Source organism: Paenibacillus glycinis (assembly GCF_009909185.1).
Classification (GTDB): Bacteria; Bacillota; Bacilli; order Paenibacillales; family Paenibacillaceae; genus Paenibacillus_Z; species Paenibacillus_Z glycinis.
The window spans coordinates 385,477-405,247 of the sequence record NZ_JAAAMV010000001.1; the positions used below are offsets into that span (position 1 = coordinate 385,477).

Sequence of the window (19,771 nt, forward strand, 5' to 3'; positions counted from 1 at the left end):
GTCTACTGGAATTACTTGTACTTGTCAATAGACGGCAAATCGCGTCATCGTTCCTCCCGGCGAGACGCAAAACGCCCGAATGCGGGATGCATCCGGGCGTCTCGAACGGCAGGGCCGCTTCTTATTTGGAAACCAGATCTTTAAGAGATTTGCCTGCTTTGAAAGACGGGATCTTGCTGGCCGGGATATCGATCTCTTCACCCGTTTGCGGGTTGCGGCCTTTGCGCGCTTCGCGGCTTTTCACCTCGAAGTTGCCGAAGCCCACCAATTGTACTTTATCGCCGCCTTGCAGCGAGTCGGAGATGGCATCGAATACGGCATCAACCGCTTTGGAAGCATCTTTCTTGGAAAGGTCAGTCAATTCGGCTACTTTCGCAATCAGTTCCGTTTTGTTCATTTCTTTCACCTCCCCTGACGGCAGTTAAAAGGCACATCATTATCATTCTGTGTTACCGAAACCCCGGAATTTATACCTGTCGGCTCCGGTGAGAAGAAATTCCGGTATGTGCAATTCCTGCATACTGAACCTAGAACAGATTTATAGTAATACAGTTGCCTATGCGATTTCAAGAGGCACGACGCGATTTCCGGCGAAGATTCGCCGATTTCGCGCTCTTTTTTGATTTTCCGACGCGTTTCTTCCACCGATATGCAGAGAATGGGAGGCGCTTCCTCCATTCCGCAGGCCAACGCAAAAAAGGCGCGCCCGCGGCGCGCCTCTGCTGCAGCTGCTATAGAATGATGGCGATCAGGCCGCCGGAGCCCTCGTTGATGATCCTGCCCAGCGTCTCCTGCAGCTTGTAGCGGGCGTTGTCCGGCATCATGGCGATCTTGCCTTGGATGCCCTCTCTCACGATGGAATGGAGCGACCGGCCGAAAATATCGGACTCCCAGATCTTGATCGGGTCGTTCTCGAAGTCCTGCATGAGGTAGCGGACGAGTTCCTCGCTTTGCTTCTCCGTGCCGATGATCGGCGCGAATTCGGACTCGACGTCGACGCGGATCATGTGGATGGACGGCGCCGTCGCCTTCAGGCGCACGCCGAAGCGCGAGCCTTGGCGGATGAGTTCGGGTTCGTCGAGCGCCATCTCCGCAAGCGTAGGGGCCGCGATGCCGTACCCCGTCGTCTTGACCATCTCGAGCGCTTCCGCGAACCGGTCGTACTCCCGCTTCGCATGCGAGAAGTCCTGCATCAGCTGGAGAAGATGATCCTTGCCGCGGATTTCGACGCCGACCACTTCCATCAGGATTTGGTCGTACAGCTCATCCGGCGCGTAGAGATCAATCTCCGCGACGCCCTGCCCCATGTTCATGCCGCTCAGGCCGGCCCTCGCGATGAACTCGTATTCCATGAACTGCGATACGACGCGGTCTACGTCGCGCAGGCGGCGGATGTCCTTGACCGTGTCGCGCACGGAGTTCTCGTAGTTGCTGCGCAGCCAGTGGTTGTCGTTCAGCACCATGACCCAGCTCGGAAGATTGACGTTCACTTCGTGCACCGGGAACTCGTAGAGCACCTCGCGCAGCACGGACATGACTTCCTCTTCGCCCATGGAGGCCACGCTGAGCGTGATGACGGGAATATCGTATTTGGCCTGCAGCTCGCTCCGCAGCTGAAGCGCCTCGTCGCTCTTCGGACGCGTCGAGTTGACGATCAGCACGAACGGCTTGCCGACTTCCTTCAGCTCGTTCACGACGCGCTCTTCGGCTTCGATATACGAGCTGCGCGGTATTTCAGCGATCGTGCCGTCCGTCGTAACGACGACGCCGAGCGTGGAATGCTCTTGTATGACTTTGCGCGTGCCGATCTCGGCCGCTTCCTGGAACGGAATCGGTTCCTCGAACCACGGCGTCGTGATCATGCGCGGGCCGTTCTCGTCCTCGTAGCCCTTCGCCCCGACGACGGCATAGCCGACGCAGTCGACCAGCCGGATGTTGACGTCGAGCCCTTCGGCCACGCGGAGCTGGACCGCTTGATTCGGCACGAATTTCGGTTCTGTCGTCATGATGGTTTTGCCTGCCGCGCTCTGCGGCAGCTCGTCGATAGCTCTCACCCGATCGGCATCGTTCGTGATGTTCGGCAGCACAACCGTCTCCATGAACCGCTTGATGAAGGTTGATTTGCCTGTGCGGACCGCACCAACGACGCCGAGGTAAATATCCCCGCCGGTTCGTTCGGCAATGTCCTTGAAAATGTCCACTTTCTCCACTGAATATCCCCTCCCAATCGTATTTCGCCTGTACATGGACGTACCGTAACTGCTGCTTTCCTCCTGCTGTTTGTCGTCAGGGTTCGCCGCTACCCGCCTGCCGAGAGAGCAATGCAAGCGACGCAACTCGTACATGATTTTGGACTAGTAATAGCTTATTGCGAATGTCTCATGTTTATGACGACCGGGCGATGAAATCTTTCGATTTCCACGAGCTTCGTTCGGATTGACCTTCCAAGATTGAGATATATGAGAGAAAAGCGCCCGCTATGCCTGAACGACAAAAAAACTCCCGCCATGAAAGGCGGGAGCGAGCGACGTCGAAACGATAGCTTGGGCTATTTCAAAACAGCCTGCGGATCGCCGTTTACGAGTCGGTATATCGTCGATTTGACCGGAACGAAGTCCGAACCGTCGACCAGCAGCGACCGGAGATCCGCGTCCGCGGCAGGCTTCGAGCCTTCGCCGAGCTTGGAAAGCTGCTGCATGACGTCGGGACCGTAATCCAGGTAAACATGACCGGACGGGTCCATCATCGTCGTCAGCACGCTTCCGGTGAACACGCTTCGCAGCTCCGGTTCCTTCGCGTCCAGCGCATCGAAATCAATGGCCGCGAACGACGGATACAACTGCTGCCCGGCCGGCAATTTGCCTCCATGGGCATCGGAATAAGCTTTCACGGCCGCTTCCAGATCGTTGACCTTCTGATAGAGAACGAGATTCATCAGCTTGACGGTAGGATCCTTCTCTTCGTCGATTACGAGATAATAGTAGCTTCCGCCCTTCTCGTAGGCCGACTCCGGTATGGAGGACAGGTAATTCATCCGCTGCAGCTTGGCAAAATCGAGCTTGAATTTCTCGTAAACCGGCGTATTCTCGTCGCTGTTCTCGATCGGAAGAAGTCCGGTATCCTTCTGATATTGGTCGACGACCGTTTGTACGTTCAGAATCGCGTCTTTCGGCGGCTTCTGGAATTGTCCCATCTGATCCTTCGGATACAGACATCCGGACAACAAGGCAGTCATGCATGCGAGCACGAGGGCTGCCGCCGCGTTTCTAAAGCCTTTCATGATCCGATTATCCTCCTAGGTTGCATAGGCGCGCATCTCCGCGTCAGCGGAACGGCCAGCCTACCATAATTCATCGTCTTCCGCCTGGCGCATCATCTGTTTGCGAACAGCCGCGCGAAACGGATCTTCCGGCACCTCGACGACGGCGCGGCCGAATACTCTCGCCTGACAAGCGAGTCTTGTCCCCGACCTGTCAAGCCCGGCCAGCTTGCGGCGCTCGTTATCGTTCAGCGGCGTCAGCCCCGAAGAGCTATGGGGCATCGTCACCTTGCACATGAGACATGCCGCCTTGCCGTCGCAGCGCGTGCGGATCGGCACGCCGGCTTTTCTCGCGGCGTCGAGCACGGTCGTTCCGGCCCGCACGATGACGCTGCGTCCGGAAGGAAGGAACGTAATTTCCACATTCACCGGGATCCCCTGCTTCCCTCATACTTCTAGTTGATGCGCAATAGCTGCGCAACTTGCTCCTGCAAAGCCGCGGACAAGTCGTTCCGGGCAGCGATCAGCCTGAGGGCTTCCTGATGAAGGCCTGGTTCCTTCCGCATGTGCGTGGTGATCAAACTCACCCGGTCTTCCCTTGCCCGAAGCATGTTAAACCAAAGCTCGTGCGCAAGCGGCACGACGCCGGCCTCGAAAGCGCCGGTTGTCACCGTCAGCCGCAGCGGTTCCAGTACTTCTTCGACTTCAACGGTATAACGGTCCCGCCCGGCGGCGACGACAAAGCCCCCGACCAGCTCGACTTGCACGCCGTGAATGTCATAATGGCTGAGTAACGAACGATATATCGGGCTCACGCTCAGTTGCTGCTCGTCGACGGCGAAAGGACGCAGGGCTGCATGAAGGGTCCTGGCGGCTTCGTCGTCCGCATATAGATCCAGGTCCCTGGGCGGCGAAGGCAGCGCCAGCCCGCGCAGGAGCAGTCCCGTACTGCCGCCGATCAACCATTTCGCCCGGTCTCGCGAAACCGCGCCGGCAATGACCTCGAGCGCTCGGCCAAGCGGCTCCCCGATGCCTGTCGCTGCAAGCCCCTTCATCAGAAGTACGGCCGGTTCGCCGCTTTGATGAAGCCTGCCCCGGATTTGACGACTGCTTGGCAGCCCAAACGGTAGCCTTCTTCGAATTCATGAGGCTCCAAGCGGTCCCACTCCTCGTCCGTCGCCTCCTCCAGAAACTCCGCGCCTTCTTCGATCAGGCAGCGGCATCTGGCGCAGGTTCCGCGCGTGCAGGAGAACGCCCAGTCCAAATTATGCTTGATGGCCGCATCGAGCAGGGATAACCCCGCTTCCGCTTCGACCGTTATGCTTTTCGTACGGCTTTTCAATTCCAGCATCGGCAGATCATCCTTTCTTTTCTCCATCGGTTCGTTCAAGCTGCGTTATGCAATGGAGATAAGTCCAAGAAATCCGCCGATGACCAGAAACAAAAACGCGGTCAGCGACAATGCCATCCGCAAGACGCCTTTGGTCTTGAACCGTGCCAGCGAGATCATGACCGCGGCCAGCGCCATCAAACCGATGCCTACGAAAGACACCCACATTTTCATCATTGGATCCATGCCGACTTCTACCACCTTGTACATCCGATATTCGTTTCATTATACACTAGTGTCGATTAATGGGCTACTTCTGGAACGTACGAACGGCGGATAACAAGAAAAGACCCCCGCCTAGGCGCGGCAGCGGCTCCGAAGCTGCAGGCCGGTCGCGATATGCGGAAGTCGGAACGGTTACTTCTTCAACATCAGCCGCAGCAGCATTTCCATGTTGGTCGTGCTCATGCCGCTTTTTTTGACGGCGCCTACGATGTCGTTGATCGTTTTCTCCGTAACGGGCACCTTCGCCATCGCAGAGACGGACAAAATCAATTTGCGCAGTTCGTCTTCGTCCTGCATCGTATTTTCATTCACGCCGCTCGCAAGCTTCTTAACCGCGTTCTCGGTTACCGGCTTGCCGGTTTTTTTGTTCACGGCGTTCAGTACGTCCTTGGATAAATCCTTCTTGCCGGTCATCGTTTCCCTCCTCCACGCTTATAAAGCGCAAGAAATCTAGGTCAGCCACCCGCGCTACGGGGTGCTGCTAGCATCTTATGAAGAAGGGCCAATGTTGGTGCGGGCCAGGATGCATGGGCGAGCAGTCCATTCAATGCCTAAAAGCACCTGCACCCGTGTACGATCAGCCTATATGCCCGCGGTTTCTTCCGTCTCGTGCGTGCGGCCTCTGCCCATCAGCGACTCGACCGCGCTGCGCGGCGCCTTCTGCCGGAACAGCACCTGGTAGAGCTGATCGGTGATCGGCATTTCCACGCCGTATTGCCGGGAAATTTCCCGCGCCGCGTTCGTCGTCCTTACGCCTTCGACGACCATCCCCATCCGGTTCAGCACTTCGTCGAGCGACAATCCTTCCGCCAGCATGGAACCCGCGCGCCAGTTACGGCTCAGTTGGCTCGTGCAGGTCACGACGAGATCCCCGACTCCCGCCAAGCCTGCGAACGTAAGCGGATTGGCGCCCATGGCGGTGCCGAGTCGGCTGATCTCCGCCAAGCCGCGCGTCAGCAGCGCGGCTTTGGCGTTGTCGCCGAAGCCGAGGCCGTCGGACAGTCCCGCTCCGAGCGCAATGATGTTCTTGATCGCGCCGGCGACTTCGACGCCGACGACATCCTTGTTGGTGTAAACGCGAAAATGCTGCGTGATGAACGCGTCCTGAACTTGCTCGGCAGCCTCAAGGCTGGACGAAGCTACGACGACGGTCGTCGGAAGCCTGCGGACGACCTCCTCGGCATGGCTCGGGCCCGACAAGACGACGAGCCGCTCCGCGTCGACGGCCAGCTCCTCCGCCAATACCGTCGTCATCCGTTTATAAGTACCCGATTCAAACCCTTTGGTGGCATGGACGATGAGCGCATCCGCACGGATGAACGGCGCGGCAAGCTTCGCCACGTCGCGCATGGCCGCGGACGGCGCCACGAACAGCACCAGCTCCGCTCCGCTCGCCGCCTGTTCCATATCCGCGGTCGCGACGATCTGCTCGGGGAGCTCCGCATCCTTCAAGTACCGGCTGTTTCGGTGCTGCGAGTTGATTTCGTCGACCTGCGCTTCGTTCCGCGACCATAGGGCAACGTCGAAGCCGTTGTCCGCAAGCACGGCGGCAAGCGCGGTTCCCCAGCTGCCGGCCACGAGCACAGCCGCTTTGCGGCTCTTCATAAGCGTGCCTCCTTAGCCTTTTCTGGCCCCCAGCTTGTTTTCCTTGCCTTGCACCAGCTTTACGATATTCGTGCGGTGGCGCACGAAGGCCAGCAGGCAGACGACAAGGCTTGCCCACACGTACGTATGGGGCTTATCCCCGATGTTCCAAATGAAAATAGGCAGCAGCAGCGCGAATATGAGCGACCCCAACGAGACGAAACGGGTGATGGCGATGCAAATGATCGCGACCGCTCCGGCGATGAGCGCCGGCACGATGGCCAGGGTAGCCATGACGCCTACCGTCGTCGCGATGCCCTTCCCGCCCTTGAAGCCGAACCAGACCGGCCAATTATGGCCGGCGATCGCCGCGAGGCCGCACAGTACCGGGCCCCAGTCTCCGCCTGCGACGTTGAGGCCGATGATGACGGCAACGACGCCCTTGGCGATATCCAGCAGGAATACCGCGATGCCCGGGCCTTTGCCCAGCACCCGCAGCGTATTCGTCGCGCCGGCGTTGCCGCTGCCGAAATTGCGGATGTCGATGCCTTTTACCCATTTGGCGATCAAAATGCTGAAGGAGACCGAGCCTAATAAATAACTGATGAGAACTGTAATTACGGTGACCACGATTTATCACGCCTCTTTCAAAGATGTCCTGGGCGGCCTACCTTAATGATACGGCGGCCTGTCCGCAGGTTATGACAGGGAAACTGGTGCCCTCAAGACAAGGGCACCAGCGTTTTTGTCGAAGCATCAGGCCTTTCGCGCGGAGCGCGGCGGACTTAATCTTCGTCTGATTTTTTACGCGAGAAGATGCGTACGGGCGTTCCTTCAAAATGAAATGCCGCCCTGATTTTGTTTTCCAGGTACCTTTCGTACGAGAAATGCATCATCTCCGGGTCGTTGGCGAACAAGACGATCGTCGGCGGCTTGACCGCGACCTGCGTCGCGTAATTGATGCGGAGGCGCTTGCCTTTGTCCGAAGGCGGCGGGTTAATGGCGATGGCGTCGGCCACGACGTCGTTCAGCAGATGCGTCGGAATCCGGAGCGCATGCTGTTCGGACACATGCACGACGACAGGCAGCAGCTTATGAAGCCGCTGCTTCGTCAAGGCCGAGAGGAAAATGATCGGCGCGTACGTCATGAACAGGAAGTGATCCCTGATCTTCTGCTCGAACTGATTCATCGTCTTGTCGTCCTTCTCGACGACATCCCATTTGTTGACGACGAAGATCGCCGCTTTGCCCGCTTCGTGCGCGTAGCCGGCAATATGCTTGTCCTGTTCGATGATGCCTTCCTCTCCGTTGATGAGCACGAGGACGACATCCGCGCGCTCGATCGCCTTCAACGCGCGCATGACGCTGTATTTCTCCGTCGTTTCGTACACCTTGCCGCGCTTGCGCATGCCTGCCGTATCGATCAGCACGTACTTCTGACCGTCCCGTTCGAAGGGCGTATCGATGGCGTCGCGGGTCGTGCCTGCCACGTTGCTGACGATGACGCGCTCTTCGCCGAGCAGCGCGTTGACGAGCGACGACTTGCCGACGTTCGGCCTCCCGATCAGGGCGACGCGAATCACGTCGTCGTCGTAATGCTCCTCTTCGATCTCCGGCAGCTTCTCGACGGCCGCATCGAGCAAATCGCCGATCCCCATGCCGTGCGAACCGGAGATCGCGATCGGATCTCCGAAGCCGAGATTATAAAATTCGTAGATATCGTCTCTGCGATTCAGGTTGTCCACCTTGTTTACGGCGACGACGATCGGCTTGCGGGAACGCAGCAGCATTTGCGCCACTTCGTCGTCCGCATGGGTCAGACCGGCCTTGGCATCCACCATGAAGATAATGACATCCGCCTCTTCGACGGCGAGTTCCGCCTGCATGCGGACGGACTTCATGATCTCGTCCTCGCCGTCGATCTCGATGCCTCCGGTATCCACGATGCTGAACGCTCGGCCGTTCCATTCGCCGGAACCGTACAGGCGGTCCCTCGTCACTCCAGGCTTGTCTTCTACGATTGCCAACCGGTCACCGATGACGCGGTTGAATATCGTAGACTTACCCACGTTAGGCCGCCCAACTATGGCGATAATGGGTTTAGACATAGTTTCACTCCTTAATATAGAAACGGTTTCACACCGTTGTAATGAGCGGGACTCCGTCAATCCCTATGAAGCTTCGATGAGTCCATGAAGGGGCTTTCTCTACACTCACGCCTACCATCATAGCAAAAAACTACGGGATTGGCTAACATTTCATTCCGTTCGGTGATCCACCAAAATAAAGTTGCCGTCCTTCATGTCATGCGCGATGGCATCCAAAATTTTTTCCAGAAGGAATGCTGTCGATTCCCGTTTCTCCTTGTCGGGTTCGACGAAAATCGGCGCCCCGCCGCCTACCCGGTCTTGGTCCGACGTCACGATCGCGACGATTTTAGCCATGCTGCTTGCCCTCCCCTTGATTGACGCTGGCTTCGGTCGGCATGCGCACCGCGGATTCCAGGATCGGCACCTTCTGCACGACGGCCCGCGCCTTCTCGGCATCCTTCTCCTGAGGAAGCAGGAAAATCGCCAGCCGGCCGTCCTTGATGTCCAGCTTGGCCATCGGAACGAGCGCGGGCTCGCCGTCGTCCCGATATACGCCGAGGATCGTGGACAGGTCGAACAGGATCGCCTGCCGCTGTCCCAGATTGCTGAGCGTGGCCTTCCCGTTCGGATTATAAGGCGAAAGAATAATACCGAGACCGCGCTCCGCAATGATCTTCTGATTCGCCGATAACCCCACGTTCATGATATAAATATCGCCGACGTACAGGTCCGGACCGTTAATGACCACCTCCGCGATTTCCGCTTTCGCGATATGCGAGATGGATCTGCCCGACTTTAGGGCATTGACGAAAAACAGCGTCAGCACGCCCGTGATCAGGCCGAACGGCAACCCAAGCGAGAGCGATGCGAGACTCGTCAGGAGCGACGATAAAATCACCAGGTAATTGCGGCTTTCGAACACCATCGCAATGCCCTCGATGTAGGTCGAACCTCGCGATACCAACTCCATGCTGTCGATCTTGGACAGCGTCTGGCGTTCCATGTTGCGCACGTCGCGAAATTGCTGCGCCGCCAGCGTCAGGAACGTGATCGCGGTAAAATCCTTCTTATACAACGCTGGGACCGCAACCGCCCCAAGCGCGGCCGCGATAACCCCCAACGAAATATGAATAATGCGTCCATGGGGGTAAGTCGGATACTGCCTGTAGTCCGTTCGAAGCATAAGCAATCGGGAGCCTACTCCGAAAGCTACGCCGAGCATGATGCCGTACACCACATGGTGAGGCTGCCCCGATCTCAAATGCGTCCATAGATGTTCCCACATCGTTACGAGTTTCCCCCTCTTTCGCCGGATTGGTTGTCGATCATGCCAAACGTGATCTGCTTGATCCACGCCTTGATGCTGCCGACGACTCTTGCGGCAGTCAGCGCGATCGCAAGGCCGTCCCACCAAGCCAACGATCCGATCTCCAGCGGCGAATCCTGCGCGGCGGTTCCTATGAAATGATAAGCGAGCGCGAGTAAGGCGCTCAACACGACGATCGTGAAATGCGACCTGAACCGGTCGGCCAACAGTCCCGCGAACAGCCCTGCAAGCACGGGTCCGTCCCAGTGCGGATGAATCACGACGAATACGGGATCCATGCTATAAATATAGCGCATCCACGTCCACATGAAGCCGGTGAGCAGCGACGAAAACAAAACGAACAGCATGGTGCCCAGCCTGCGGACGGTGATCAGCAGCGTGACGGCCGTAACGATCGCCAGGACGGCGCTTCCCGTCACGACGGCTTCGCCGCGAATATTGATCGACACAAGTTGGAGTAAGCACGAAGCGCCGATGAATACGCCGATCGTCCGAAGGCGAATGCCGTCCGCTACCTGCTCTTCCCAACCGGTAAAATAAAGAATCGCCGCCATCGATAAGAGCCAAAACACGATAAAGCCATCATTCACGCGCCATCCCTCCTTGATTCCCTTATTATGCGCTTCCGTCCGTTCCTCTTATCCCTTAATCCGCCAACGCAAAAAAGCCGTTCATCCCGCAATAACACTGCGGAATGAACGGCTTCCAAGTAAGGGTTCGAATTTAATCGGAACCGATTATTTCAATTTGCTCAGCTTGTCGCCGAAACGCTCAGCCAGCGTGAAGCTCATGCTTTCGTTGCTGAGGCTGACGTTCGGGTTGTTCAGCTCGACTTTAGGACCGCGCGAACCGCGATCTCCGCGATCGTGGCGCTCGCCGCGCTCTCTCTCCGGACGCGCCGGTTGTTCAGGCGCTTCTTCCGTTTCCTTGATGCTGAGGCTGACGCGTTTCTCGGACGGATTGAAGTCCAAGATTTTGGCTTTCACTTCTTGGCCTTCTTGTACGACTTCGTTCGGCGTTGCCACGTGGCGATGCGCCAGTTGCGAGATATGCACAAGTCCTTCGACGCCCGGCGCGATTTCAACGAATACGCCGAAGCTGACGATGCGGCGGACGGTACCCGTCACGATGTCGCCGATGTTGAATTGGCCGTTCGCGGATTCCCAAGGACCCGGTTGAGCCGCTTTGATGCTGAGGCTGATTTTGCCTGCAGCCGGATCGACTTTAAGTACTTTTACGCGAACGGATTGGCCTTCGGCTACGACATCCTTCGGATGCGCTACGTGCTGCCAGGACAATTCGGATACGTGAACCAATCCATCGATGCCGCCGATGTCGACGAATGCGCCGAATGGCGTCAGGCGTTGCACCGTGCCGTCGATTTCTTGGCCGACTTGCAGACCGTTCATGATCGTTAGTTTGTTTTGCTCGAACTCTTGATCCAGCACTTCTTTCGCGGACAGGATCACTTTGTTGTTCTCGCGGTCGATTTCTTTAACTTTTACGCGGATCTTGCGGCCCTTGTAATCGCTGAAATCTTCAACGAAATGACGCTCGACCATCGATGCCGGAATGAATCCGCGAACGCCGATGTCCACGACCAGACCGCCTTTGACGACGTCCGCGATCGTGACTTCGAGCACTTCGCCCGCATCGAATTGCGCTTGCAGTACATCCCAAGCCTTTTCGCTGTCGATCGCTTTTTTCGAAAGGACGAGCTTTTCTTTCTCGTCATCGATGCTAACGACTTTCAATTGCACTTCTTGACCCACTTGCACGGCATCCGCCGCGCTGTCGAGCTGAACGGAGGAAAGTTCACGAAGTGGAATAACGCCGTCATATTTATATCCAAGGCTAACAGTCACTTGGTTATCTTCGATTTTGACGATCGTGCCGTTCACGATGTCCCCTTTTTTCAAGGACACGAAATTATCCAAAGCATCCTGGCTGATTGCTTCTGCAGCATCCTGGTTGATTGCTTCCGCGGCTGCGGACTCTTCTTGAACTTTTGTTTCTTCTGACATTTGAAATAACCTCCTCAATTCATACCCCAACTTTATTTAAACGTGAAGCCGCAGTTTGAAACGCAACTGGCCCACCGTTTAAAACATGAATAACGTGAAATAATTACTCTTCCTTCACCATCCTGCGAATATTGAGCATGATGGTTTCCGTCACTCGCTCCAGCACATCGGAAGAAGAATCTTGAATGAAGTCCGACATATCGATGGGCTTGCCATACTTGATGCGCATTTTACGGAAAACCTTATACTTTCCGATGATCGCGACGGGAATGACCGTCGCTCCGCTTCGCAGCGCAATCATGGCTGCGCCCTTCTTGCCCGCGCTGTCTCCGGCGGCGGATCTGGAACCTTCGGGGAAGATGCCCATCACCTTGCCTTCTTTGAGCAAGCCGATCGCCGTGCGGATCGCTTCCTTGCTCACGCCTCCGCGTTTGACCGGGAAAGCGCCCAGCGAACGGATCAAGGGTCCGAGCAGCGGAACTTTGAAGAGCTCCGCTTTCGCCATGTAATGGACGGTGCGGTTTACTTTCGTGCCGACGGTCGTCGGATCCAAATTGCTGATATGGTTGCAGCAGAGCACGACGGGACCCGAAGAAGGGATATTCTCCAAACCGCTTGCTTCGAACCGGAATAAGACGGCGTAAATGATGCGCAACAGGCTGCGGCAAATGCTATATAGCATAGTTTACTTCGCCTCCACCGTTTTGGTTCGGCATAAGTCTAGAATAAGTGCGACGACTTGGTCGATCGTCAGCTCCGTGCTGTCGATCACTTCCGCGTCTTTCGCACAAATCAATGGCGAAATTTCCCTGCGCTCATCGCTTCGATCGCGTTCCGCGATCTCCCGTTCCAGTTGTTGAAGCGGTACGGCCTCATTGCCGCTGAGTTCCCGAAACCGTCTCAGCGCGCGCACTTGAACGCTTGCCATGAGGAAAACCTTTACTTCCGCGTCCGGCAGCACATGCGTGCCGATGTCGCGTCCGTCCATGACGATTCCTTTGGATTCCGCCAGCCCTCTTTGCAATTCGACCAACCTCTGCCGAATGGCTTCGTGGGAAGCGATTTGCGAAACGATCAGCGTCACTTCGCGCGTGCGAATGGCCGAGGTGATGTTCTCCCCGTTCAGCCAAACCGTCTGTCCTGCACCGCCGGGCTCCAGCGTGATATTCAACGTTTGAACGAGCTGACCCAGCCTGTCCGAATCGTCAGGGGTGATGCCTGCACCGATTGCCGCATAAGCAACGGCCCTGTACATCGCACCTGTATCAATGTAAATGTAACCAAGTTGTTCAGCGACTTTGCGGGCGACGGTACTTTTCCCGGCGCCTGCCGGGCCGTCGATTGCCACATTTATTCGGCCGCTGATGCTTCCCCCATTCATGCCCAAGCGGTGTTTGACCTCCTTGAAAGTCGGGCAGCGGCTGCCACCATGCTCTAATCGTCATTAAAAAAGCAGGCTTTGCCTGCGATAGTAAAAATTATACCACAGCCGCTCGGGAAGTGCAAAGAATGCAAGACGCGCTAGAAGAAACTTCCGGCGCCGTCGCTGCAGGCCGCGAAGCTGTTCCCGACTTCGGGAAAACAACCGAATGCGCGGCTCGACCGCAAATGCTACCCGTTCTAAAAAGGCGTTCCTTCCAAACGATCCACGCCCGTCACCCACATCCGGACCTGCGGGATTTGCAGCGCCACCTGGCTGACCGCGATCGCGACAAGCAACGCTATGACGATGATCTTCAACGCTTTCGTCACGTTGTCGGCAAGCGCCAGGTAATCTTTTTGCGACTTATGTAGCACGGCGATGACCTCCTTATCCGAACCGTCGGCTCCTATTCGATAAACGGCGTCCGCCGCGGCTGAATCTCGGATAAGGCTAGTTTTTCCACGAATGGAATCCTTATTCATGCCATGGCCGGATTTATCGTTTTCGGAAATCGAGCTGCCGTTCAAAGCAGAACCTGATGATGCGCTGGCGTTCCCCGTCCGAGATTTTCGCGAATTTCGCCATCACCTGATGCTTGCCGTTCTCGAGCGTCTTGACCCTGACGACCTCGGCAACGAATTGGGAGTGGTCGACGGAACCGTTCCGATACGGGACGAGCAGCCAGCATTCCAGTTCAGTACCTTGCTCGATCGGCCATTTGGCGTCGGCCACGAAGGAAATGCCGCCGCCTCCCACGTCGTCGGTCACCCCGATAAATCGGACGTTGCCGGACAAGGTGATGGCGATTTCAAGCTCTGCCGCGACCCGCAGGAAATGGCGGCGCTGAATTTTGGTGATGGATTCGAGATCCGGTTTGCGGACCCGAATCAGCTTCAGCGTATCTTCTTTGAAGCCGATCACGTGCGTATTGAAATAATGCTTGACGCCTTCTTGCGTAATGAAATACGCGGAGAGTTCATCGCCTAGAAAGAGGCGTTTGTATCGGCCGGCCCCTTCGAGAATCGGAATCTCGATGAGCAGCTCGTCATCGGTGCTGTCCGCGATCCTGGCTTTATATTCCAACGCGGCCTCTTCTTCGTCGGATGAAGCAACTTGCAAGAACAAAACTTGGTTAATCATTGGCAGCATCGGTTTCCCTCCCCATTTTTCGATTATAGCACAGCATGTCGAAATTTGGGGAGAGAGGGAAATAGGCACAAAAAGACGTGCGTCCAAAGGCGCACGTCCAGGCGGTTATTCCGGCAGCTGCTCGATGGATTCCTCGACGCCGTTCTCCGCGTTTACATAAATTTTGTACGTCGAGCCGTTGATTTTCCCGACGAATTCATAACACAGCACTTCTTGGTCCGCATCGTTGTCGATCAGCGCCATCTGCTCCCGGTTCACTTTAAAATCGGGATTCAGCACTTTCCTCGCCTCGGCGCTCGTCAGCTTCGGCTTCGGCAGCTTCCGTTTGCGATGCTCGTAGACGTAATCCCCGGCTTGGATCGCGACGGCGTCGCCGTTATCCAGCGCGATCTTCACCGACAGCTTGGCGGGATAGATCAAGACGCCGTTCTGGCTTGCGACGAACGTGAACACCGCCGCGCGATTTCCGTCATCGTACGCGACGGGTTTCATGCCCGCGTAACCGTGATGAGCCAGGAAATCGCCCGCTTTTCGCTTCGCATCGCGGATGCCGACGGTCGGCTTGCCGATATCCCGCGAATTGTCGTACCAAATGAGCTGGGCTCCTTTTTGCGTATAATCGAGCTCGACTTGATTATCGGATTTGTTCGCCTTGTAGGTTGCCGAGAACGACGAATACTCGGTGCCCTTGCCGTTCTCCACGACCCGGATGTTCTTGGCCTGCGCTGCGTCCAGCCCCAGGAATTTCGCGGCCAAGCCCCTCACTTCGTCCGGCGTGCTCATGTGGCCGCCGAGCATCTTGATCGTCCGTTTCTGGTACATGCTCGCGACCGAGGGGCCCCAGTTGATCTCGGGATACTCGCTTACTTTCTTGTCGACGGTCTTGAAGCCGTCGATGATCGTATTGTCGAGCGTCGATTTCTCGGTCGCCAGCGCGGTTTCGACGTCCATCCAGCGCAAATTGTTGGACAGGACCTTCTCCTGCACGCCCGTCAGCGATTTGGAGATGTCCGCCGAATCCGCGTACAGCGTTTTTAGCGTCTTGAACTCGTCAGGACTGAGCGGCTGCTTAGTCAAATCGCGAACGGAGGTTTTGTACGAGAAATTAGCGATCTTCGAGAGAAACTCTTCCGTCTTGCTGAAAGGCAGCAGGGTGAGCGGCAGTTGGTTGATTTCATTCTGCGCTTCGCTCGTCAAACGCCAGGTATTGACCAGTCCCTTGCGCTGAAAGCCTTGCGAAGCGCCGTTCACGGCCAGCGTGTTTCCGAGCTGGTGGTGCAGCTGATCGACATGGTACGATAAATCGTGAAAGGCGCGCTGATACTGGTTCTCCGCCTTGATCAATATCGAATTTTTCTCTTGATGCTCTTGATAGCCCCAGTAAATGGAGCCGATGAAGAACAACGTCATGACCGGAAAAAGCACAGCGCTCAAGCGACGATACATATAGCAAAAGCTCCTTTCGTATGCAAAACCTGGTGTTAGTTTGGTTTGCCGAAAGGAGCTTTATGCATGTTTGGGTAAGATTTGCTATTGCCGGCGCTTGTCAGAGCGCCAGTTCTTCGATATCGAAATCTTGGATGTTATTGCACAGGCATTGCTTGAAGCCGGTATCGATCCGGTCCTTCTCCCTGCGTCCGCGAAGCACGAATTTCTCTCCGCAGCGATTGCAGCGGATGGCCACTTTTATACGCGCCGTTTCCATCATTTCCTCCTATAGGGGTTGCGAGCGAAGCCGGCGCCGTCATATACGGCGGGCGAAGCGTTCCGCTTCGGAAGCATGCGCTCGGCGTTTTCTACCTATTATGGACGGAAATGTCACAGCTTAATCTCTTCTTCGCGGCCAAGCAGCCTGAACGGCGACCGCGCATTCGCCCGGTTGATCCGCCGAACGCCCCTGATCCACAAAAACACCATCAGCGGCACGATGAACCATGCCCAATACGTCGAGCCGGAGCCCATGATGTAATCGTACAAGCCGTGCTCCAGCAGCGGAACGCCGGCCGCCAGAACCAAGAACCGCCATTTCGGCCTCCGGTCGGAAGCGAATTTGGCTTTGCCCAGATAATAACCCATCGTAACGCCGAACAACGCGTGACCGGATACCGGAAGCAGCGCCCGGATCAGCAGCGAACCCACCGTCATCGGCTGATAAATGGCGTACAGCACGTTCTCGACGGTCGCAAAGCCGAGCGAAATCGCCACCGCGTACACGATGCCGTCATAAGGCTCGTCGAATTCCTTATGCTTGAAAATGATATGGTAGAGCACGAACCATTTCATCAGTTCCTCGACGCCCGCCGAGACGGCGAACGAGAAGACGACCGGCCCGTTTCCGATGCCGAGCTCCAGTCCCCGCTGGATCACCATGATCGGGAGCACGATCAAGACGCCCATCAGAAATACCCGAAGCACCATCGAAATGGGTTCCGCCTCGTAACGGTCCTTCAAATAAAAGTAAGTCAACAGCGCGACGCCGGGAGCAACCGCAGCCGTTACAATCGAAAAAAGCAGCATCGTTTCGAGTCACCTTCCAGAGAGAAGGCAGGTACGCGCGCGAGGAAACTTGCCGTTTCCTTTATATCCACCCCCGCAATCGTACCGCCTCCGCCATTTTGCGAACGCCAACCATATAAGCGGCAAGGCGCATGTCGACTTTCTTCATCGCATGCAGCTCATACACGCTGTTAAAACCGCGGACCATCATTTCCCGCAGCTTGAGATCCACTTCGGCTTCCGACCAATAGTAGCCTTGATTATTCTGTACCCATTCGAAATACGATACTATGACGCCGCCCGCGCTTGCAAGCACGTCCGGAATAAGCAAAATGCCGCGGTCCGTTACGATGCGCGTCGCTTCGAGCGTCGTCGGGCCGTTCGCGGCCTCAACTATGATTTTAGCACGAATCCGGTCCGCGTTGCTTGCCGTTATTTGGTTCTCGATCGCGGCCGGCACGAGCACGTCGCATTCCAGCGAGAGCAACTCGTCGTTGGAGATGGTATCTTTGAATAGATTGGTTACCGTGCCGAAGGAATCGCGCCGGTCCATCAAATCTTCGATATCCAGTCCCTGTTCATTATACAATGCGCCGTTCACATCGGAAATAGCGATTACGCGCGCCCCGGCGTCATGCATGAATTTGGCCAGAAAGCTCCCGGCGTTTCCGAAGCCTTGGATGACGACGCGCGCGCCGTTCACGGGGATGTTCTTTTTGGCCATCGCCTCGTCGATCATGATGGCGACCCCTTTGGCGGTCGCGCTTTCGCGGCCCATCGACCCGCCGAGCACGAGCGGTTTTCCAGTTATGAAGCCGGGGGAATCGAATTCCCGGATGCGGCTGTATTCGTCCATCATCCACGCCATGATCTGCGCGTTCGTCATGACGTCCGGCGCCGGGATGTCCTTGGTCGGTCCGACGATCTGGGAGATCGCCCTGACGTAGCCGCGGCTCAATCGTTCGAGCTCGCGGAACGACATTTTGCGCGGATCGCAGATGATTCCGCCTTTCCCGCCGCCGTACGGCAGATTGGCGATGCCGCATTTCAAGCTCATCCAGATCGACAACGCTTTTACTTCGATCTCGTTCACGTCCGGGTGGAACCGGACGCCGCCCTTCGTCGGCCCGACGGCATCGTTATGCTGGGCGCGAAATCCGATGAACACGCGGGTTTTTCCGTCGTCCATGCGCACCGGAATGCGCACGGTCAGCAATCTCATGGGCTCTTTCAGTAATTCGACCATATCATCGCCGTAACCTAATTTCCGAAGCGCATCCTCGATGACGATTTGCGTCGAAGTCAAGACATTGTTGTCTTCCATTCCAGTCAAAGGAATGTTCACCACCTTTTCTTTCAGTATGAACGGGTGAAACGCCAACTATGCGATGGGTTCGAATCGGCCGATTCGGGGAATAAACAAAAAGCACCAGACACGCGGAATTCCGCTGCTGATGCTTTCAGAAACTGTTCGTTCTTAGAAATGAGTGCAAATTTCAAGCACTGCGTTCGCAGGCATGACCACTTTGCCGTATTCTTCGAGAACGGCCGTCGTAATGGAGGTTGCTTCGCCGTATTCTGCCAGCAGGGCGATGATGGCATGGTAACGGGGCAACTCGATGCCGACCGGTTCGAAGGCTAGCATATATTTGCCGTTGTAGGCGTATAGACGTCCGTCTTCAATCAAATCCACTGCCTTGAGCTGTTTGCAGACGGAAATGACATCCTCGATGTCGCGGAACGCATAAAGCACGATATCGCTTTGTTCCAGCGTGACTTCCATCTCGTAGACGTCTTCATCATTCTCTTCTTCGTGCAGCTGTTCGTCCGATTTGCCGTTTACTTTGCCACGCGTGACGATGACGACCATGCCTTGGGCGGGAAGCGCGAACACTTCTACGGCCAACGGGCCGCTGGCATCGAAACCCAGCTCGCTGTAGGCTTGATCCATCATTTCACTGAATAGCTCGTGCACCTTCGGAATTTCGCGCCACATGTCTTCCTTCTGGATCCCACGCTCCAGCAAGTCGTCGAACGTCAGGAAGATTCGGATTTTGTCTTGATTGAGCCGTTCGATTTTCATGATAGGATCCTCCTTCTCGAAAAGCATCTGCTTCGTGTATCAAAGCAAAAACCGTCTTCGAAAGCGCGTTGAACGCGGGTAACATTTGTTATACACAGCGTATGTAACTGCTGTGGTTTGGTGAATAAAATGTTCTTATTGCTATGTTAGCATGTCTGGGGTCGGAATGCACTAGTACGCAAAAAAAAGAATCGGTTCCGCCCAACAACTGTATATACGCAGCAGAGGGAGAAACGATTCTTTTTTTTGTCTTTATTAGTGCGTTTTCGCATCGGCTTTTATTTCGTCGACCTGTTCCTTGACGCCGGGATCGTTGTTCAGCATCATTTCGATTTGTCCCCAAGCGCCTGCGGAATCTCTAGCGGAAACGCCGGAATGCTTTGGGGACGAATGCGCCATCTCGCCTCCGAACTTGCGGCTGACCACCGCTCCCATCGCTTTTCTCGAAACTCCTGTCATGGCTTGGCCCGCCGCGCTGGTCGCCCAAGCAAACATTCCGGGTCTTTTCTTGGCCACGTAAGCCGCCGTCGCGGCGCCGGCCAGACCCCCAAGCAGAAATACAGACCATTTCATCGGTAAAGCCCTCCTCAAAAATGCTGATGCACTCGGATTCGAATATAGTTTTGCCTGGTCGAGGCGAGGTCATCCCAGCACAAATTAAGGAAAGGTGGAAGTTCGGACGGTTGTATATAATATGATACAATGAGGGCGTTCTTAACGC

Annotated in this window: 25 protein-coding genes; all 25 read right to left on the reverse strand. The window is 56.0% G+C overall.

Translation table 11 applies throughout. From position 1 onward, the window contains the following. Nucleotides 1-121: 121 nt before the first annotated feature. The 25 genes from GT019_RS01760 to GT019_RS01875 all read right to left on the reverse strand — a co-directional run bounded on the left by GT019_RS01760 (nt 122) and on the right by GT019_RS01875 (nt 19,623). A complete protein-coding gene (locus tag GT019_RS01760; protein ID WP_090976740.1) occupies nt 122-397 on the reverse strand; it encodes an HU family DNA-binding protein in 276 nt (91 codons plus the stop codon). A 334-nt stretch (nt 398-731) separates the two neighbouring features. Continuing rightward, nucleotides 732-2,210: a stage IV sporulation protein A gene (gene spoIVA, locus GT019_RS01765; RefSeq protein ID WP_161740570.1), complete on the reverse strand. Its 1,479-nt coding sequence runs from the start codon at nt 2,208-2,210 to the stop codon at nt 732-734. A 338-nt stretch (nt 2,211-2,548) separates the two neighbouring features. Next, entirely contained in the window at nt 2,549-3,280 is a 732-nt protein-coding gene (locus tag GT019_RS01770) for a hypothetical protein (protein ID WP_161740572.1), read from the reverse strand. Between the two features lie 60 nt (nt 3,281-3,340). Then, nucleotides 3,341-3,688 (reverse strand): 2Fe-2S iron-sulfur cluster-binding protein, encoded by a 348-nt coding sequence (locus tag GT019_RS01775; protein ID WP_161740575.1) that lies wholly within the window; start codon nt 3,686-3,688, stop codon nt 3,341-3,343. 26 nt (nt 3,689-3,714) lie between these two features. Further along, the gene (locus GT019_RS01780; RefSeq protein WP_161740577.1) at nt 3,715-4,314 is read right to left on the reverse strand and encodes a nucleotidyltransferase family protein; all 600 of its coding nucleotides are present in this window, start codon (nt 4,312-4,314) and stop codon (nt 3,715-3,717) included. Then, the gene (locus GT019_RS01785) at nt 4,314-4,610 is read right to left on the reverse strand and encodes a 2Fe-2S iron-sulfur cluster-binding protein (RefSeq protein ID WP_161740579.1); all 297 of its coding nucleotides are present in this window, start codon (nt 4,608-4,610) and stop codon (nt 4,314-4,316) included. The genes GT019_RS01780 and GT019_RS01785 overlap by 1 nt, the downstream gene beginning before the upstream one ends. Nucleotides 4,611-4,655: 45 nt before the next feature. Then, nucleotides 4,656-4,835, reverse strand: coding sequence for a DUF2768 family protein (locus tag GT019_RS01790; protein ID WP_161740581.1), 180 nt, complete (start codon nt 4,833-4,835; stop codon nt 4,656-4,658). 171 nt (nt 4,836-5,006) lie between these two features. After that, on the reverse strand, nt 5,007-5,288 hold the full coding sequence (locus tag GT019_RS01795) for a stage VI sporulation protein F (protein WP_161740583.1): 282 nt from the start codon (nt 5,286-5,288) through the stop codon (nt 5,007-5,009). A gap of 168 nt (nt 5,289-5,456) precedes the next feature. Continuing rightward, nucleotides 5,457-6,479 (reverse strand): NAD(P)H-dependent glycerol-3-phosphate dehydrogenase, encoded by a 1,023-nt coding sequence (locus GT019_RS01800; protein ID WP_161740585.1) that lies wholly within the window; start codon nt 6,477-6,479, stop codon nt 5,457-5,459. Nucleotides 6,480-6,491: 12 nt separating this feature from the next. Continuing rightward, nucleotides 6,492-7,091, reverse strand: a complete 600-nt coding sequence (gene plsY, locus GT019_RS01805; protein WP_161741468.1) for a glycerol-3-phosphate 1-O-acyltransferase PlsY — start codon at nt 7,089-7,091, stop codon at nt 6,492-6,494. A gap of 152 nt (nt 7,092-7,243) precedes the next feature. Then, a complete protein-coding gene (gene der, locus GT019_RS01810; protein ID WP_161740587.1) occupies nt 7,244-8,566 on the reverse strand; it encodes a ribosome biogenesis GTPase Der in 1,323 nt (440 codons plus the stop codon). 150 nt (nt 8,567-8,716) lie between these two features. Continuing rightward, nucleotides 8,717-8,902, reverse strand: a complete 186-nt coding sequence (locus tag GT019_RS01815; RefSeq protein ID WP_161740589.1) for a capping complex subunit for YIEGIA — start codon at nt 8,900-8,902, stop codon at nt 8,717-8,719. Beyond that, the gene (locus GT019_RS01820; protein ID WP_161740591.1) at nt 8,895-9,833 is read right to left on the reverse strand and encodes a YIEGIA family protein; all 939 of its coding nucleotides are present in this window, start codon (nt 9,831-9,833) and stop codon (nt 8,895-8,897) included. Before GT019_RS01820 ends, GT019_RS01815 begins: the two co-directional genes overlap by 8 nt. A 2-nt stretch (nt 9,834-9,835) precedes the next feature. Beyond that, complete coding sequence (locus GT019_RS01825) at nt 9,836-10,465, reverse strand: YphA family membrane protein (RefSeq protein ID WP_161740593.1); 630 nt, start codon at nt 10,463-10,465, stop codon at nt 9,836-9,838. Between the two features lie 147 nt (nt 10,466-10,612). After that, on the reverse strand, nt 10,613-11,899 hold the full coding sequence (gene rpsA, locus GT019_RS01830; RefSeq protein WP_161740595.1) for a 30S ribosomal protein S1: 1,287 nt from the start codon (nt 11,897-11,899) through the stop codon (nt 10,613-10,615). Between the two features lie 103 nt (nt 11,900-12,002). Further along, nucleotides 12,003-12,581, reverse strand: coding sequence for a lysophospholipid acyltransferase family protein (locus GT019_RS01835; protein ID WP_161740597.1), 579 nt, complete (start codon nt 12,579-12,581; stop codon nt 12,003-12,005). 3 nt (nt 12,582-12,584) lie between these two features. Next, entirely contained in the window at nt 12,585-13,280 is a 696-nt protein-coding gene (gene cmk, locus GT019_RS01840) for a (d)CMP kinase (RefSeq protein ID WP_161741469.1), read from the reverse strand. A 239-nt stretch (nt 13,281-13,519) separates the two neighbouring features. After that, nucleotides 13,520-13,696: a hypothetical protein gene (locus GT019_RS01845; protein WP_161740599.1), complete on the reverse strand. Its 177-nt coding sequence runs from the start codon at nt 13,694-13,696 to the stop codon at nt 13,520-13,522. A gap of 121 nt (nt 13,697-13,817) precedes the next feature. Continuing rightward, a complete protein-coding gene (locus GT019_RS01850) occupies nt 13,818-14,471 on the reverse strand; it encodes a flagellar brake protein (RefSeq protein ID WP_161740600.1) in 654 nt (217 codons plus the stop codon). Nucleotides 14,472-14,576: 105 nt separating this feature from the next. Then, nucleotides 14,577-15,917: a germination protein YpeB gene (gene ypeB / locus GT019_RS01855; RefSeq protein ID WP_161740602.1), complete on the reverse strand. Its 1,341-nt coding sequence runs from the start codon at nt 15,915-15,917 to the stop codon at nt 14,577-14,579. Nucleotides 15,918-16,017: 100 nt separating this feature from the next. Further along, nucleotides 16,018-16,176, reverse strand: a complete 159-nt coding sequence (locus tag GT019_RS31520) for a hypothetical protein (protein ID WP_201755187.1) — start codon at nt 16,174-16,176, stop codon at nt 16,018-16,020. A gap of 113 nt (nt 16,177-16,289) precedes the next feature. Beyond that, nucleotides 16,290-16,988: a glutamic-type intramembrane protease PrsW gene (gene prsW / locus GT019_RS01860; RefSeq protein WP_161740604.1), complete on the reverse strand. Its 699-nt coding sequence runs from the start codon at nt 16,986-16,988 to the stop codon at nt 16,290-16,292. A gap of 61 nt (nt 16,989-17,049) precedes the next feature. Next, complete coding sequence (locus GT019_RS01865) at nt 17,050-18,291, reverse strand: Glu/Leu/Phe/Val family dehydrogenase (RefSeq protein ID WP_161741470.1); 1,242 nt, start codon at nt 18,289-18,291, stop codon at nt 17,050-17,052. 153 nt (nt 18,292-18,444) lie between these two features. Continuing rightward, nucleotides 18,445-19,050 carry a genetic competence negative regulator gene (locus tag GT019_RS01870; protein WP_161740606.1) on the reverse strand — a complete coding sequence of 202 codons (606 nt, stop codon included), beginning with the start codon at nt 19,048-19,050 and terminating at the stop codon, nt 18,445-18,447. Between the two features lie 255 nt (nt 19,051-19,305). Next, nucleotides 19,306-19,623 (reverse strand): hypothetical protein, encoded by a 318-nt coding sequence (locus GT019_RS01875; protein ID WP_161740608.1) that lies wholly within the window; start codon nt 19,621-19,623, stop codon nt 19,306-19,308. Nucleotides 19,624-19,771 lie beyond the last annotated feature (148 nt).

Coding starts and splice junctions, on each gene's coding strand:
- GT019_RS01760 (WP_090976740.1), bottom strand. CDS start 397: ATGAACAAAACGGAACTGATTGCGAAAGTAGCCGAATTGACTGACCTT.
- GT019_RS01770 (WP_161740572.1), bottom strand. CDS start 3,280: ATGAAAGGCTTTAGAAACGCGGCGGCAGCCCTCGTGCTCGCATGCATG.
- GT019_RS01780 (WP_161740577.1), bottom strand. CDS start 4,314: ATGAAGGGGCTTGCAGCGACAGGCATCGGGGAGCCGCTTGGCCGAGCG.
- GT019_RS01785 (WP_161740579.1), bottom strand. CDS start 4,610: ATGCTGGAATTGAAAAGCCGTACGAAAAGCATAACGGTCGAAGCGGAA.
- GT019_RS01790 (WP_161740581.1), bottom strand. CDS start 4,835: ATGGATCCAATGATGAAAATGTGGGTGTCTTTCGTAGGCATCGGTTTG.
- GT019_RS01795 (WP_161740583.1), bottom strand. CDS start 5,288: ATGACCGGCAAGAAGGATTTATCCAAGGACGTACTGAACGCCGTGAAC.
- GT019_RS01800 (WP_161740585.1), bottom strand. CDS start 6,479: ATGAAGAGCCGCAAAGCGGCTGTGCTCGTGGCCGGCAGCTGGGGAACC.
- der (WP_161740587.1), bottom strand. CDS start 8,566: ATGTCTAAACCCATTATCGCCATAGTTGGGCGGCCTAACGTGGGTAAG.
- GT019_RS01815 (WP_161740589.1), bottom strand. CDS start 8,902: ATGGCTAAAATCGTCGCGATCGTGACGTCGGACCAAGACCGGGTAGGC.
- GT019_RS01820 (WP_161740591.1), bottom strand. CDS start 9,833: ATGTGGGAACATCTATGGACGCATTTGAGATCGGGGCAGCCTCACCAT.
- rpsA (WP_161740595.1), bottom strand. CDS start 11,899: ATGTCAGAAGAAACAAAAGTTCAAGAAGAGTCCGCAGCCGCGGAAGCA.
- GT019_RS01835 (WP_161740597.1), bottom strand. CDS start 12,581: ATGCTATATAGCATTTGCCGCAGCCTGTTGCGCATCATTTACGCCGTC.
- cmk (WP_161741469.1), bottom strand. CDS start 13,280: ATGAATGGGGGAAGCATCAGCGGCCGAATAAATGTGGCAATCGACGGC.
- GT019_RS01850 (WP_161740600.1), bottom strand. CDS start 14,471: ATGCTGCCAATGATTAACCAAGTTTTGTTCTTGCAAGTTGCTTCATCC.
- ypeB (WP_161740602.1), bottom strand. CDS start 15,917: ATGTATCGTCGCTTGAGCGCTGTGCTTTTTCCGGTCATGACGTTGTTC.
- GT019_RS31520 (WP_201755187.1), bottom strand. CDS start 16,176: ATGGAAACGGCGCGTATAAAAGTGGCCATCCGCTGCAATCGCTGCGGA.
- prsW (WP_161740604.1), bottom strand. CDS start 16,988: ATGCTGCTTTTTTCGATTGTAACGGCTGCGGTTGCTCCCGGCGTCGCG.
- GT019_RS01865 (WP_161741470.1), bottom strand. CDS start 18,291: ATGGAAGACAACAATGTCTTGACTTCGACGCAAATCGTCATCGAGGAT.
- GT019_RS01870 (WP_161740606.1), bottom strand. CDS start 19,050: ATGAAAATCGAACGGCTCAATCAAGACAAAATCCGAATCTTCCTGACG.
- GT019_RS01875 (WP_161740608.1), bottom strand. CDS start 19,623: ATGAAATGGTCTGTATTTCTGCTTGGGGGTCTGGCCGGCGCCGCGACG.